The following is a 15,109-nucleotide window of genomic DNA, read 5'->3' on the forward strand; positions in this document are numbered from 1 at the left end:
ACTGGAACACAGGTCAAACATAACCAAGTTCTTTTGCCGAAGGAAATATCATGAGCGAGCCGTTTAAAGATCCATTCAACATTTTTTATTTAATTGGTTTTATTGCTGTTTTACTTATTCCGACACTGCCAGCCACATTAACTTGGTTAAAAATATCTGGCTTAATTTAGACCAGGCATTAGGTTATAATAACCAGCAAGACCAGAGCCACTCATGTAGAGTGGTTTTTTATTTTAGGGTGACTAAGTATGATACTAAAGCGCGGCTTATATCTTTGCGTAGGACTACTTAGTTTAATACTTGGCATCATCGGTATTATCCTGCCTGTATTGCCAACAGTGCCTTTTATCCTATTGGCAGCATTTTGTTTTGCGCGTTCAAGTGACAAACTGCACCTATGGTTAATGACACACCCTTGGTTTTCTGAAGCATTACATAATTGGCAAACTAAGCGGGCAATGGATAAATCTTTAAAGCGCCGCGCGATGATAATGACCACATTAAGTTTTGCGTTAAGTATCACTATAGTGCCCATTATTTGGGTGAAAGCGATGCTGTTTTGTATGTTGTGTGGTTTGTTGCTTTATTTGTGGCAGATCCCAGAGTTAACAGAATAATTGCACAACAGTTGCAAGCCATAGACAACAGGCTTAAGATCGCTTCTATAATTAAAATAGTCCCCAGTGGGGCTTTTTTATTGCAATCACATTTAAAGAGTTCTCATTATGATGAATAAAGACAGTTTAGCGCTGATTAAGCAAAGCATTAAAACCATTCCTGATTACCCTAAAGCGGGCATCATGTTTCGCGATGTCACCAGCCTTTTAGAAAATGCTGAAGCTTACAAAGCCACTATTGCTTTATTAGTTGCACATTATCAATCTAAAGGTTTTACCAAGGTGGTAGGCACTGAAGCACGCGGTTTCTTATTTGGCGCACCTTTAGCGCTTGAGCTCGGTATCGGTTTTGTGCCGGTGCGTAAGCCTGGTAAATTACCGCGCGAGACCATCAGCCAAAGTTATCAACTAGAATACGGCAAAGACACTTTAGAAATTCATATTGATGCGATAAATGCCGATGACAAAGTGTTAGTGATTGATGATTTATTAGCCACAGGTGGCACAATTGAAGCAACGGTTAAGCTAATCCGCCAATTAGGTGGTGAAGTTAAACATGCAGCCTTTGTTATTTCATTACCTGAAATTGGTGGCGAAGCACGCTTAAAAGGCATGGGCATAGAAGTATTAAGCTTATGTGAGTTTGAAGGTGAGTAAGCAGCTTTATCAACAAGGATTGAATTGTTGATAAAGCCAGCTAATAGCCGCCAAACAATAGCCTGTGGCTGTTTTGCATGTTATTGTTTGGCATAATTAGCGGGATCAATTCCCGAACTGTTTAGCTTGGGGAATTGCATGTCTTATCAGGTGTTAGCCCGTAAATGGCGCCCTGCCAAATTTGAACAAATGGTCGGTCAAGCGCATGTTTTATTAGCGCTGACTAACGCATTAAGTCAGCAACGTTTACATCATGCCTATTTATTTACCGGCACCCGTGGGGTCGGTAAAACCAGTTTAGCGCGCCTGTTTGCCAAAGGCTTAAACTGTGAGCAAGGCGTGACGGCAAATCCTTGTGGCGTATGTTCAAGTTGTGAAGAAATCGCTCAAGGTCGATTTGTCGATTTAATTGAGGTGGATGCTGCTTCACGAACCAAAGTAGATGACACCCGAGAATTATTAGATAACGTCCAATATCGTCCTTCACGTGGCCGCTATAAAGTCTACTTAATCGATGAAGTTCATATGCTTTCTCGTAGCAGTTTTAATGCCTTGCTTAAAACCTTAGAAGAGCCTCCTGAACACGTAAAATTCCTATTAGCGACAACTGACCCGCAAAAGTTACCTGTTACCGTGCTATCACGTTGTTTGCAGTTCAATTTAAAAAGCTTATCCCAAGAAGAAATTGCCAAACAGTTAGATTTTGTTTTAACCCAAGAGCAATTACCCTTTGAAAACCAGGCGCTGACGTTATTAGCTAAAGCAGCCAATGGCAGTATGCGTGATGCATTAAGTTTGACCGATCAAGCCATTGCCTTTGGTTCTGGTCAAGTGATGCATCAACAGGTACAAACCATGTTGGGCAGTATTGACCAGCAGCAGGTTATTGCACTGTTAAAAGCCCTGTGTGATGCCGATATTGAACCTTTAATGCAAACGGTTTCCAAGGTGTTAGCATTTGGTGCTGATGCGCAAGAAGTACTGCGCAGCTTATTGGAATTACTGCATCAAATCACCTTGACTCAATTTGCTCCAGCAGCGGCGCAGTCATCTTTATATAGCGAACAAATTTTGGCTTTTGCCCAGCAAATATCCGCTGAGCAAATTCAGCTCTACTATCAAATGTTACTGGCTGGACGCAAAGACTTACCTTTTGCCCCGGATCCAAAATCAGGTTTAGAGATGGCTTTATTGCGCGCAGTTGCATTTGTGCCAGAAAAACAAGCTAAGCGCTGGGTGACTGGCACGCCAGCTAAAGTCGATTTGACTGAGGCCGCGTTAATATCGCAAGAGGTCATAGAGACTCGCCCAAAGTCCGCAACTGAAAATGTTATTCAACAGTCTTTAGCCGCTGATACTGAAGAAGCGACGGGTATTGAGATCACTAGTTTAGAACTCGCCAGTATTGAAAATATTAGTGCTCAAGGCAGTGATACTAAAACAGTGGTTGAGCAAAGTACGCCGTTAGCTGCCCACTCGCACTCTCAACTTCAACCTCAACCTCAACCTCAAGATGACCTTGACGATAAGGCTGTCGTTGATAATGAAGATGATGCGGCGGCAGAATTAATTGCCCAGCAGGCCATGGTGCTTAATCAGGCTGAAAGTATGGGCTTTGCTAGCAATAGCACTGCTACCAAGATAATTGACAGTGAAAGTGATAGTCAGACTGACATAAGCCTTCAATCTGAAACGGAACTCACTATTGCGGCTGCAGTTGAGCCTGAATTTATTGATAATAACCAGTCAAGTGGTCAACTAAGTGATCAATATTCTACCACCGACTATGGTGACTATAGTGATATTCAATACGGTGACGATGACGGCCAAGATAATAGCGACTATGAAGATTATCTTGCTTATAATCAGCACTCTGCTGGAGATGCATCACTTACTCCGCTTCAGCCAACAAAAGGGCTTAAAGCTGATAGTGAACAATTAGATCCATCCGTCAGTTCATCAGTTCAGCAACATGATGGCATAATAAACAATACCGATGGATTGGTTGAGTTGGATGATGACCCATTAGATGACATTCTCGATCTCGTATTAGCCAGTAGAGACACTTTATTGGCTGAAGTTATTGCCCATAAAGCGCAGGATGAAGTAGATGCTTCACATAAAAAAGCGGCAGATAAACAGCAAGCTAAGCAATCTAAGCTGGGCAGTGTTAGCACCCTTGAGCTTAAAAGTAATGATAAAATAGCACCGCAGCAATCATTGGCCCAAGATGAAGAGCCGCAAACTGTCATAGCAGAGTCTACTTCTCCAGCGACAACAACTATACCAACTCAAAACACTCACGCCCATCAAGCTGATACCGTTTATGACAGGCCACCTTGGGAAGCACCAACAGATGAAGAGCTGGCAGAAAAAGTCCAGTCAAGATTATCGCAAAGTGAGTCTTTAAGTTTACCTTCAGAGCCAGCTATATCGTCTGTGCCAACTGAACCATCACTTGAGCAGCATAAGACACCTGTTGGTATTGATTCCAATGATACGATAACTAATCATGTCGAAATGGCGGATGTAGATACTCAGCAGCATGTACAAGTTGAACCTGTGGCTGAAACGATACCTGCTATTGGTTACCCCACAGTTATCGGCCATAAAATTACTGGTCATACTGTCGACTTACATTGGTATCAAGTCATGGCACAAGTTAAAGTTGGTGGGCGCGTTAGACAGCTTGGGGTGAACTCTTTGTGTAAAGAGGTATCAAACCCGATACAACTCACCCTAAAACCGGATCAAAAACATCTGTGTGCAGATATTGCTATTGGCCAATTACAAGCTGGGTTATCGGCGTTTTTACAACAAGATATTCAAGTGAATATTGATATTGGCCAAGACTCGAAGCGGGAAACGCCATTGGAGCTACGTAAACGTTTTCACCACGAGTTAGTATTACAAGCTAAGCAATCGATACTGACCGATGACAGTGTAAAGTGGATGATAGATCAGCTTGCAGCTCAATTAGATGACAACTCAGTGGTTTATCCACCTGAGCAGCTTAATACCGTGGCGGAACAAATCCCCGCATTGCTCGGATAAGAGCCTTTCATGGGCAAAAATTCACTTGTTATACAATTCATAGCTTAGATATAGTGAAGTTTGACAATAGCCATTAAGCGTTAACCTTAACTTTGAATAGGTTAGCAAGTTCGCAAATTTATATTAACCCGTTTGCTAATCTGATTAATTTCAGTAAAATCAGGTTAATTTTGGCGACTTGCTATAACTCAGATTATTTAATAGAGAAAGAGAAAAGATTATGTTTGGAAAAGGCGGCATGGGCAACTTAATGAAGCAAGCCCAAATGATGCAAGACAAAATGGCTAAAGTGCAGGAAGAAATTGCCCGTATGGAAGTTGTTGGCGAGTCTGGCGCAGGTTTAGTTAAAATCACCATGACAGGTGCACACAATGTGCGTCGTGTTGAAATTGATCCAAGTTTGATGGAAGACGATAAAGAAATGCTGGAAGATTTAATTGCAGCAGCATGTAATGATGCCGTTCGTCGTGTTGAAGAAAATCAGAAAACTAAAATGGCTGAAGTGACTGGCGGTATGCAATTACCACCAGGCATGAAAATGCCGTTCTAATACGAGTCCATTACCACAATTTCAATCACGAAATGGTGGTAATAATAAAAAGCTCAAGCCGTGATGGCTTGAGCTTTTTTTGATCTCAATTTATAGATCAACCTACTTATTATAAGCACCACTGGCATAATGTAACTCATAGCTGTGGCTGTAAATTTCTAAGATATTACCAAATGGGTCTTCCATATAAATCATCCGGTATGGTTTTTCACCAGGGTAATAGTAACGGGGCGCTTTCATACGTTTTTTACCACCAGCGGCAACAATTTTCTCTGCTAAACCTTCAACATCAGGGTCTTGAACACAGAAGTGAAATATTCCTGTTTTCCAGTACTCAAAGTTATTTTCTGGGTTTTCCTGATTATTGAATTGAAACAGTTCTACGCCAATTCGGTCACCGGTAGACATATGGGCAATGTTAAATGACTTCCAGCCAGCACCAAACACATCGGTACACATTTCACCAATAGCACTGTCATCTTCAATAATTTCTGTGGGTTCCATAATTAAATACCAACCTAACACCTCAGTATAGAATTTTACCGCCGCCTTGATGTCGGGCACTGAGATACCAATGTGTGAAAAACTTCGTGGATAATTGTTTGTCATAAAAACCTCTACTGTTACGGATGTTTTGTTTCAATGAGGTTAGTGTATTTAAAAATAACTGAACTTAAAAATTATCATAAATACTTATTATAATAATTTTTTGTTATTATGTTTTGTTAGATGTTTATACGGCGATATATATGAGTTATCTGGTGTTATGAATAGGGAGGTGATGGAATGTTAAATCAACAGTGGTTAACCACGTTTATCTCTTTAGTTGAGCTTGGGCATTTTACCCAAACGGCGGAAAAGCTTTTTATGACTCAACCCGGAGTGAGCCAACACATTAAAAAGCTTGAACAGCAGGTGGGTAGTGCATTGATTAATCGCATAGGTAAACGATTTGAACTGACTGAAGCCGGTCTAGCCGTTTATCATTATGCGTGCTTAATGCAAAGCCAACAGCAGGCATTACTTGACAATTTAGCTGTCGATACGCCCTTTTCAGGGGAGTGTAAAATAGGCTGCTCTGGCTCAATGGCGTCTTTGCTATACCCTTACTTGCTCAAAGAGCAACAAAATCACCCTGATTTACGCATGTATTTGGAAGCGGGTCCTAACAAACGAATTATTGAAAGTGTTTTAGCCAATCAATTAGATTTAGGTATTGTTACTCAAAATGTGGTGCAACCTGAGCTGGTGAGTACAGAGATAGGTCTTCAGTCTTTGTGTTTGGTATTACCTAAAATGGTGGCAGGAAAACCGTATCAACCTAATATCAACTTTGAGTCATTAACCCTGCTTGGGATGATAGAGCATCCGGATGCCCATTATTATTGGCATCAATTAAAGGCCGCTTTTTTTCAAGCCGAATCGGCGATAACAATAAAAACAACAGGTTATGTTAATCAGCTTAATCAAATATTATTACCCGTCGCTAACGGACTTGGCTTTACTGTATTACCTGAGTTTGCGGTAAGAAGTTTTGTGCAACAGGGAGATATTCAAATAGCAAAAAATAAGGATGGACAAGCATTAATCGTTTTTGAGCCATTATATTTAGTGAATAAGCAACATCGTGTACTGGCAACACGTTATCAAAACATTATTCGTTTAATTAAATCGCTAATGTAAGCTTTAGGATAAATTGTTCGCTTACCTGCATTAAACAGATAAGCTTGGCAACAATGTTAGTTAGCGGGTGCCACAGGTATTAGGCTATGGCCGCTAATGCTGAATTTACATCGGTGAACTTGAATGTAAATCCTTCTGACAACGCACGGGTTGGCAGTACATATTGACCTTCTGTGAGTAATTCTGACATTTCTCCCATGGCTAATCTTAACGCTAGAGGTGGGGCGATAATTTTTGCTGGGCGATTTAATGCTTTGCCCAAGGCAGATGAAAATTCGGCGTTACTAACAGGATTTGGGGCTGTGGCGTTGTAAATTCCCCGTGTTGTTGGGGTCGTCAACATCCATATAATTAATGCCACTAAGTCATCCTGGTGTATCCAACTCATTCCTTGTTTGCCTTTCCCAATTGGGCCGCCTAGGCCTAATTTGAATGGGGGTAACATCTTGCTTAATGCACCGCCATTTTTACCCAGCACTATACCAATGCGAGGTATGCATACTCGAGTGGTTGATGAGTCTGCTTCAATGGCCAGTTGTTCCCATTTTTGACATATTTGATGACTAAACTCATCATGAAATTGGCTATGTTCGTCAACTGGTTCCTGGCCTTGTCTGCCGTAATAACCGATAGCTGAAGCACTAATGAATGCTGTTGGGGGGCGTTGGCTTGAAGCGATTAATTGACTTAGCTTTTGAGTAATATCCCAACGGCTATGGCAAATGCGGATCTTCTGGTTTTTAGTCCAGCGTTTAGCCACAATCGGTTCGCCAGCTAAATTGATTACCGCATCGAAATTGTCTAAATTGTTCAGTTGGGCGATATCTTCAATAAATGTGTGATGGTTGCCTAACACTTTTGCGGCTTGATTAATGTCGCGGGAGAGGACAGTTAATTTATGTTCAGCCAGTTTGGCAACCAAATGTTTGCCAACAAAGCCGGTTGCACCAGTGATTAGTATATTCATATGCCACTCTAGCCAATAATTTTAAATGCAGTATACAGTAACATACGCATTATAATCTTGAGTTGATCAATACCAAACGTGCTCAATACTGTTAAGTAGGCTTTTGATAACAAAGCTCCATTGATACTGAGTCGGCAAATCTAAGTGCATGTGGCTTGTCAATTTCAACACTAGCAAACTCAACCCAATGATGCTCACTGGCTATTTCTAGGGTCTGGTTGGTCAAGTTTTCCAGTAATAAGAAACGATTGTTTTCAATTAAGGCAATGATTTTTTTTGTTATAGTGCGATAATTGAGAGCGTCTGCTAGGTTATCACTATTGCGAGCTTTGTCTGCACAGTAATGAATGATGACATTAATGATGACATCTTGTTGGTTTTGAATTTCATCTTCTTTAATGCCGATATAGGTACGTAAACGAAGATTTTTAATGCGTATAATAGCGGTTTCTGGTTTCATAATATTTTTCTAGTAATAAAGATTTTTCAATGAGTAAGCTTAACATAACTAATTTAGCACTTCGGTAGCAACAAGGATTTTTCTTCTATGAAGGGTATACATCAATCGTCTATGGCGGTTCGCAGTTTCATTGTAATGGCATGCGTAGTGATTATTCTTGCGGGCATTAAAACGGCCAGTCCTATTGTAGTGCCTTTTGTGTTATCGGCATTTTTAGCAATGATTTGTAATCCTGCTATTACGTTAATGTGTCGGTTCAAAATTCCTAAAGCGCTAGCTGTGATGCTGCTGATGTTATTCATTGTGCTAATTGGTTTATGGCTAGCAAGTCTAGTCGGCAGTTCAGTGAATGAATTTTCAAAGCAAATGCCAGTTTATCGTGCCCAATTAATAGAGCAGTTTGCATGGGTGCTCGATAAACTCCAGTCGTTTAATATTAATATCTCCCGAGATAAAGTATTAGAGTATTTTGATCCCGGTATGGCTTTAAGCATGACCACTAATATGCTCTCTGGTGTGGGTAATGTGATGGCTAATTTATTCTTAATCATTTTGACCATTGTATTTATGTTGTTCGAAGCACAAGACATGCCTAAAAAATTCCATCTGGCGCTAGATGATCCTGATATGCGTTTAAAGCAAATCGATAAATTTTTAAATTCAGTTAATCAATACATGATGATTAAGACGTTAGTCAGTTTAGCAACCGGTGTGATTGTCGGCATTGGCTTATCGATTATAGGTGTTGATTACGCCTTGTTATGGGCCGTTATCGCTTTTTTGTTTAATTACATTCCTAACATAGGGTCTATTATTGCAGCTATCCCTGCTGTGCTATTGGCTTTTATTCAGTTTGGTCCCGGCGCGGCAGGGGCAACAGGATTACTTTACTTTGGCACCAATATGGTGATGGGTAATGTGATTGAGCCTAAGTTTATGGGGAAAGGTTTAGGCTTATCAACCTTAGTGGTTTTCCTGTCATTAATCTTTTGGGGATGGCTATTAGGCTCTGTTGGGATGTTATTATCAGTCCCACTGACCATGGTGGTTAAAATTGGCATGGAATCGAGTCAGTCGGGTATGTGGTTAGCGATTTTATTAGCAGACAATGTCGACGATGCAGAAGATAAAATGACCGAATTAGACTCTGAGGCGCAAGCCAGTAGCGAAGAAGTAGAAGTTGACAATGTGGAGGGAGAATCAATCGCTGCGGTGAATAAGCTGGATGATACAGATGATGAACCAAGTCAAAAGAGCTAATGTTTCTAACTGAGTCACTCATATTTACCACTATATAAGTACGGCCAAATAGCCCTACTAAAACGATATCAATAAGCTAATATACTTTTAATATTAAAATGTTAATAGCTAAAATGAATCCAATTTAAAATAGAATGATAAGAGAATACAGTATATTTATGTCTGGATTAATAACAGCCTTGAGTCAATTTACTTTTGATAATGAAGTTCAGCGGGTGTTTCATGGTCGTGGTGGTTTATTCCAAGGTGAAGAACACCTGTGTCTCGATTGGTATCCTCCCGTGCTACTGCTGACCAGCTTTAAATCATTGGATGAGCCAGAACAGCAAGCCTTGTTTACGGCCATCACCGAACAGTATCATCAGCAAGCTGACAGTAAAGAGTTGAATTTGGCATTTCAACATCGAAGTGGCGGGCAAACAGTGACTGAACTGGTCAGTGGTAGTGTGCCAGATAATCATGTAGTAACAGAGCAGGGCGCTTTGTTTAATGTGCATATCATGCGTGGACAAAATCATGGCTTATTCTTGGATATGGCAAATGGTCGACGCTGGGTACGGCAGCATGCTCAAGGTAAAAAAGTATTAAACTTATTTGCTTACACCTGTGGTTTTTCGGTCACGGCATTACTTGGTGGCGCGGATGAAGTGGTTAATATGGATATGAGCAAAGGTGCCCTCAGTATAGGCAAGCAAAATCATGTATTAAATGATTTACCTCAAGGTGCAAGATATCTTGGTCATGATATTTTTAAATCCTGGGGTAAGCTGACTAAATTGGGTCCCTATGACTTGATTGTTGCCGACCCTCCAAGTAATCAAAAGGGCAGTTTCGTGGCGACCAAAGATTATGAGCGTTTATTGAAGCGTTTACCTAGTCTACTTGCTGATAATGGCGAAGTGTTGTTGTGTTTAAATGCACCGGAATTAGGCTGTGATTTTTTAATGCAGCAAGTGTCCGACAATGCACCGCAACTACATTATGTTGAACGTATCGCCAATCCCGATATTTTTGCTGATATTGATGAGCAAAAGTCGTTAAAAGTACTGCGCTACTCGCTCAGCTAGCATAGCCCTATGTGCTCTCAGCGAACCATTTAACTGAGAGCCGTTATCTTTATTTTACCCATGCATACCTATTTTTCTGCTCAGCGGTCAGCTAGAACTAGGTCATCGTTATACCTTTAAATTACGATAATGCCCTGTATTTTGCCCCTTCAATTTGCCCCTTAAATTTACCCCTTCATTTTGCCCGTGAAATATTCACCGCTATTATTTTTAAGCAGCTATTTTTGTTAAATAACCTCAACTCGAGGGAAGAGATGAATTAATTGGATTGATATAGTCAACACTCCAGAGTTTCCCTTCAAGCTGAACTTTACGCTGTTAGCCAAGGCGGATTTACACGTCAATAGCTAGCCTATTGTAAGTAAATTCAACACAGTTAGCGGTGCAAAAAACGGTTTTACCTGCATTTATTATTCCGAGTTGAGATTAAATAATATATTTAATCGATATTTATGCTTCAGACACTGCATGTTGAGTAATTGTTTACTTATTTTTAATGATCTAGATCAACTAATCACTTGTTTACCAATTTGTGAGTATATAGATCGCAAATTGTTTAACGGTAAAATTCATTTAAAGCAAAATAATGACAATGACTTATTCATTAAGTCCCCCATCCTAACCACTCCTGGAGGCTCCATGAGTAAAGACACTAAAAGTGAAAAAAGTCTCGAATTGAAAATTTTTATCTTCTTGACGGTCTTCCTTGCACCTATTTTATCGGTACTTCTGGTCAGTGCTTTAGGCTTTAGCATCTGGTTTAGTCAAATTTTAACTGGCCCGCCAGGTGTTGGGTAATATAAAAACAAAAAATGAAAAATAAACATGTGAGTGTGATTAATGAGCAATGAACTTCACGTAACCAGTTTAATTGTCCAAGTACATCCAGACAAAATGGCTGATGTTAGACAAAAAATAATGGCAATCAAAAACGCGGAGCTTTCAGCAAACAATGACGTCAAGCTTGTTGTGGTGATTGAAGGTACAAGCCAAAAATCATTAATGGATGATATTTCGACAATTAATGCATTACCCGGCGTGTTAACAGCGACCATGGTTTACCACCAAAGTGAAGAGCTTGAAGAGGGTGAGATATGAAAATGAATAGACGTGATTTTATGAAAGCTAATGCCGCAATGGCAGCAGCGAGTGTCGCTGGATTAGCATTACCTGCAGCTGCAAGTAACCTAATTACCAGTTCAGAACAAACCAAACTTGAGTGGAATAAAGCCCCTTGCCGTTTCTGTGGTACAGGTTGCTCTGTGATGGTTGCAACCCGTGATGGTAAAGTCGTTGCGACACATGGTGATGCGAATAGTGAAGTTAACCGTGGTTTAAGCTGTGTTAAAGGGTATTTTTTATCCAAAATTATGTACGGCCGTGACCGCTTAACCTCGCCTATGTTACGTATGACCAATGGCAAGTATGACAAGCACGGTGAATTTACTCCCGTTAGCTGGAGTACGGCTTTTGAAACCATGGCACAAAAGTGGAAGGCAACCATTAAGGCAAAAGGACCTACTGCTGTTGGCATGTTTGGTTCTGGTCAATGGACTGTTTGGGAAGGTTATGCCGCCGTTAAGCTAATGAAAGCTGGCTTTGGTACCAACAACATCGACCCTAACGCGCGCCACTGTATGGCTTCTGCTGTTGCTGGTTTTATGCGTACCTTTGGTATTGATGAACCAATGGGTTGTTACGATGATATGGAAGCGGCTGACGCGTTCGTATTATGGGGCTCTAACATGGCAGAAATGCACCCGATCCTTTGGACTCGAGTGACAGACCGTCGTTTAAGCGCGCCCCATGTAAAAGTCGCGGTATTATCGACCTTTGAGCACAGATCATTTGATTTAGCTGATTTGCCAATGGTGTTTAACCCGCAAACAGATTTGGCTATTCTTAACTTCATTGCTAATTACATTATCCAAAATGACAAGGTCAACTGGGATTTCGTCAATAAGCATGTCAATTTCCGTAAAGGCACCACTGACATAGGTTATGGCCTACGTGCGACTCATCCTACCCAGATGAAGTCTAAAAATGCCGATACCGCAAACGATTCAACCCCAATCGATTTTGAACAGTTTAAAAAGTTTGTTGCTGATTATGATGTGACATCGGTCAGTAAATTATCAGGTGTACCTGAGCACAAACTGCTTGAGCTTGCCGAGCTGTATGCTGATCCTAAAATTAAAGTGACCTCATTTTGGACCATGGGCTTTAACCAACACACTCGTGGTGTTTGGTGTAATAACTTGATGTACAACATTCACTTACTTGTGGGTAAAATTTCTACTCCTGGTAACAGTCCATTCTCTCTTACTGGCCAGCCTTCAGCTTGTGGTACTGCACGTGAAGTGGGCACTTTCTCGCACCGCTTACCTGCTGATATGGTTGTGACTAACCCAGAGCACAGAAAAATTGCTGAAAACATTTGGAAAATCCCAAGTGGTATTATTCCAGAAAAACCTGGGTTTCATGCCGTTGAGCAAAGCCGCCGCCTTAAAGATGGCGATCTAAATTGTTACTGGGTCCAAGTTAACAATAACATGCAGGCTGGCCCTAATATTAACGAAGAAGGCTTACCGGGTTACCGTAACCCAGATAACTTTATCGTGGTGTCAGATGCCTATCCAACAGTGACCACCCAAGCTGCAGACATGATTTTACCTACAGCTATGTGGGTTGAGAAAGAAGGCGCTTACGGTAATGCTGAACGTCGTACCCAGTTCTGGCATCAAATGGTCAAAGCACCGGGTGAATCTAAGTCCGATTTATGGCAGTTAATGGAGTTTTCTAAATACTTCACCACTGACGAAGTGTGGCCTGAAGCGGTATTGGCAGCAAATCCGCAGTTTAAAGGTAAGACTTTATATGAAGTCTTGTATCAAAATGGCAATGTCGAAAAATTCCCACTTGCTGATGCGGATCCTAAATTCCTCAATGATGAAAATGAGGCATTTGGTTTCTATGTTCAAAAAGGGCTGTTTGAAGAATATGCTACCTTTGGTCGTGGCCATGGTCATGATTTAGCTGATTTTGACACATATCATAAAGAGCACGGTCTTCGTTGGCCTGTGGTTGATGGTAAAGAAACCAAATGGCGTTTCCGTGAAGGTTCAGATCCGTATGTCAAAGCGGGCAAAGGCTTTGAATTCTATGGTAAACCAGACGGTAAAGCGGTTATTTTCGCATTACCTTACGAACCAGCAGCGGAAGCCCCAGATCAAGAGTTCGACCTTTGGCTATCAACGGGTCGAGTGCTTGAACATTGGCATTCAGGTTCAATGACTCAGCGTGTACCAGAACTTTATAAAGCTTTCCCTGATGCAGTGTGTTTTATGCATCCTGAAGATGCTAAAAAACGTGGTTTGCGCCGTGGTGATGAAATTAAAGTCATCTCGCGTCGAGGGGAAATTAAGACACGTGTAGAAACTCGTGGTCGTAATAAGCCACCTGTTGGCTTAGTGTTTGTACCTTGGTTTGATGCAAGTCAACTGATTAATAAAGTGACCTTAGATGCTACCGATCCAATATCTAAGCAAACAGACTTTAAAAAGTGTGCCATTAAGATTATGAAGGCATAAGGGGAAGACACATGAACATTATCAAAGTTGCGTCAATGGTTGCGATTTTAGGTTTATCATTCAGCGTACTGGCGACCAGTGTGCCTGAAGACCAGATTGATACCTTACGTTTGGCGCCAATTAATATCGAACCAACACCGCCAGCAATGCAGCAAGTGCTTAATACTGATTTAAAGCAAATGCGTAATTATCCAATGCAGCCACCTTTGATCCCTCACAAGATTGATGGTTACCAATTAGATTTAAAGGTCAATAAGTGTATGCAGTGCCATGCTCGCAATAGCACTGGCCACTCTCAAGCACCTATGGTTAGCGTGACTCACTACATGGACAGAGATAACAACTTCTTGGCTGAACTTTCTCCAAGACGTTATAACTGTACCCAGTGTCATGTGATTCAATTAGATGCCAAACTACTGGTCGAAAATGACTTTGTCGACCTCGATCATCTAATGGATGCTACAGCACCTGCTAAGCATTAGGAGTGACTATGTTGGCTAATTTGTTTGAAAAGCTAAAAGTTGTTTGGAAGGTACTAAACCGTCCGAGCGTTCATTACAGCCTTGGGTTTCTGACATTAGGTGGATTTGTTGCAGGGGTAATTTTCTGGGGTGGTTTTAACACTGCACTTGAGGTAACCAACACAGAGAAATTCTGTATCGGTTGTCATGAGATGGAGAATAACGTCTATCAGGAATTACAAAGCACGATTCACTTCACTAACCGAAGTGGTGTGCGTGCAACCTGTCCTGATTGTCATGTTCCGCATAACTGGACCGATAAAATTGCCCGTAAAATGCAAGCTTCAAAAGAAGTGTGGGGCAAGGTGTTTGGTACAATTAACACCCGTGAAAAGTTTGAGGCGAAACGTCGTCACCTAGCTGAAAATGAGTGGGCCCGTCTGAAGGCAAATGACTCACTTGAATGTCGTAACTGTCATAACTTTGATTATATGGACTTTACTCGTCAATCAAAGCGTGCGTCACAAATGCATTCAACGTCATTGGCAAGCGGTGAGAAAACCTGTATCGATTGTCATAAGGGGATTGCACACCAATTACCTGATATGGCGGGTGTAGAAGGTTTCTAACCGTTAAGGCTAATACATGATCATAAAAGACCAGCTTGCTGGTCTTTTTTTTACTTTAATCAGTAAAAAGTAGTTAGATAGCAACCCATTATATTTTTAATAAGCTATGATAAA

At 41.0% G+C, this 15,109-nt stretch carries 15 protein-coding genes; 12 read left to right on the plus strand and 3 right to left on the minus strand.

Annotated elements, in window-relative coordinates; translation table 11 throughout:
* The first annotated feature begins 248 nt into the window (after window positions 1-248).
* From ACRWP9_RS09800 to ACRWP9_RS09815, 4 genes are all read left to right on the plus strand, one after another.
* Window positions 249-617, plus strand: coding sequence for a YbaN family protein (locus ACRWP9_RS09800; RefSeq protein WP_226410244.1), 369 nt, complete (start codon window positions 249-251; stop codon window positions 615-617).
* Window positions 618-722: 105 nt separating this feature from the next.
* Window positions 723-1,274 (plus strand): adenine phosphoribosyltransferase, encoded by a 552-nt coding sequence (gene apt / locus ACRWP9_RS09805; RefSeq protein WP_226415957.1) that lies wholly within the window; start codon window positions 723-725, stop codon window positions 1,272-1,274.
* A gap of 138 nt (window positions 1,275-1,412) precedes the next feature.
* The gene (gene dnaX, locus ACRWP9_RS09810) at window positions 1,413-4,328 is read left to right on the plus strand and encodes a DNA polymerase III subunit gamma/tau (protein ID WP_434925866.1); all 2,916 of its coding nucleotides are present in this window, start codon (window positions 1,413-1,415) and stop codon (window positions 4,326-4,328) included.
* 220 nt (window positions 4,329-4,548) lie between these two features.
* Window positions 4,549-4,878 carry a YbaB/EbfC family nucleoid-associated protein gene (locus ACRWP9_RS09815; protein ID WP_226410242.1) on the plus strand — a complete coding sequence of 110 codons (330 nt, stop codon included), beginning with the start codon at window positions 4,549-4,551 and terminating at the stop codon, window positions 4,876-4,878.
* A gap of 102 nt (window positions 4,879-4,980) precedes the next feature.
* Here the strand turns inward: ACRWP9_RS09815 and ACRWP9_RS09820 are convergent, their stop codons facing one another.
* Window positions 4,981-5,487, minus strand: a complete 507-nt coding sequence (locus tag ACRWP9_RS09820; protein WP_434925867.1) for a lactoylglutathione lyase family protein — start codon at window positions 5,485-5,487, stop codon at window positions 4,981-4,983.
* 177 nt (window positions 5,488-5,664) lie between these two features.
* On the opposite strand from ACRWP9_RS09820, the gene ACRWP9_RS09825 reads away from it, so the two are divergent.
* The gene (locus tag ACRWP9_RS09825) at window positions 5,665-6,561 is read left to right on the plus strand and encodes a LysR family transcriptional regulator (RefSeq protein WP_434925868.1); all 897 of its coding nucleotides are present in this window, start codon (window positions 5,665-5,667) and stop codon (window positions 6,559-6,561) included.
* Window positions 6,562-6,640: 79 nt separating this feature from the next.
* On the opposite strand, the gene ACRWP9_RS09830 is transcribed toward ACRWP9_RS09825, so the two are convergent.
* Together ACRWP9_RS09830 and folX are read right to left on the minus strand one after the other, a co-directional pair.
* Window positions 6,641-7,528, minus strand: a complete 888-nt coding sequence (locus tag ACRWP9_RS09830; RefSeq protein WP_434925869.1) for a TIGR01777 family oxidoreductase — start codon at window positions 7,526-7,528, stop codon at window positions 6,641-6,643.
* A gap of 91 nt (window positions 7,529-7,619) precedes the next feature.
* A complete protein-coding gene (folX, locus tag ACRWP9_RS09835) occupies window positions 7,620-7,988 on the minus strand; it encodes a dihydroneopterin triphosphate 2'-epimerase (RefSeq protein WP_434925870.1) in 369 nt (122 codons plus the stop codon).
* An 87-nt stretch (window positions 7,989-8,075) separates the two neighbouring features.
* Between folX and ACRWP9_RS09840 the strand changes: the two genes are divergently transcribed.
* The 7 genes from ACRWP9_RS09840 to ACRWP9_RS09870 all read left to right on the plus strand — a co-directional run bounded on the left by ACRWP9_RS09840 (window position 8,076) and on the right by ACRWP9_RS09870 (window position 14,995).
* Window positions 8,076-9,248, plus strand: coding sequence for an AI-2E family transporter (locus ACRWP9_RS09840; protein WP_434925871.1), 1,173 nt, complete (start codon window positions 8,076-8,078; stop codon window positions 9,246-9,248).
* Between the two features lie 158 nt (window positions 9,249-9,406).
* A complete protein-coding gene (locus ACRWP9_RS09845; protein WP_434925872.1) occupies window positions 9,407-10,315 on the plus strand; it encodes a class I SAM-dependent methyltransferase in 909 nt (302 codons plus the stop codon).
* Between the two features lie 639 nt (window positions 10,316-10,954).
* Window positions 10,955-11,113: a periplasmic nitrate reductase, NapE protein gene (locus ACRWP9_RS09850; protein WP_226410235.1), complete on the plus strand. Its 159-nt coding sequence runs from the start codon at window positions 10,955-10,957 to the stop codon at window positions 11,111-11,113.
* Between the two features lie 42 nt (window positions 11,114-11,155).
* Window positions 11,156-11,413 carry a chaperone NapD gene (locus ACRWP9_RS09855; protein WP_226410234.1) on the plus strand — a complete coding sequence of 86 codons (258 nt, stop codon included), beginning with the start codon at window positions 11,156-11,158 and terminating at the stop codon, window positions 11,411-11,413.
* 2 nt (window positions 11,414-11,415) lie between these two features.
* Window positions 11,416-13,905, plus strand: a complete 2,490-nt coding sequence (gene napA / locus ACRWP9_RS09860; RefSeq protein ID WP_434929014.1) for a nitrate reductase catalytic subunit NapA — start codon at window positions 11,416-11,418, stop codon at window positions 13,903-13,905.
* Window positions 13,906-13,940: 35 nt separating this feature from the next.
* Window positions 13,941-14,387, plus strand: coding sequence for a nitrate reductase cytochrome c-type subunit (locus tag ACRWP9_RS09865; RefSeq protein WP_404830054.1), 447 nt, complete (start codon window positions 13,941-13,943; stop codon window positions 14,385-14,387).
* 20 nt (window positions 14,388-14,407) lie between these two features.
* Window positions 14,408-14,995 carry a cytochrome c3 family protein gene (locus ACRWP9_RS09870; RefSeq protein WP_226415953.1) on the plus strand — a complete coding sequence of 196 codons (588 nt, stop codon included), beginning with the start codon at window positions 14,408-14,410 and terminating at the stop codon, window positions 14,993-14,995.
* Window positions 14,996-15,109: the final 114 nt, after the last annotated feature.

It is taken from the genome of Shewanella sp. HL-SH2 (assembly GCF_051164935.1).
Lineage (GTDB): Bacteria > Pseudomonadota > Gammaproteobacteria > Enterobacterales > Shewanellaceae > Shewanella > Shewanella glacialimarina.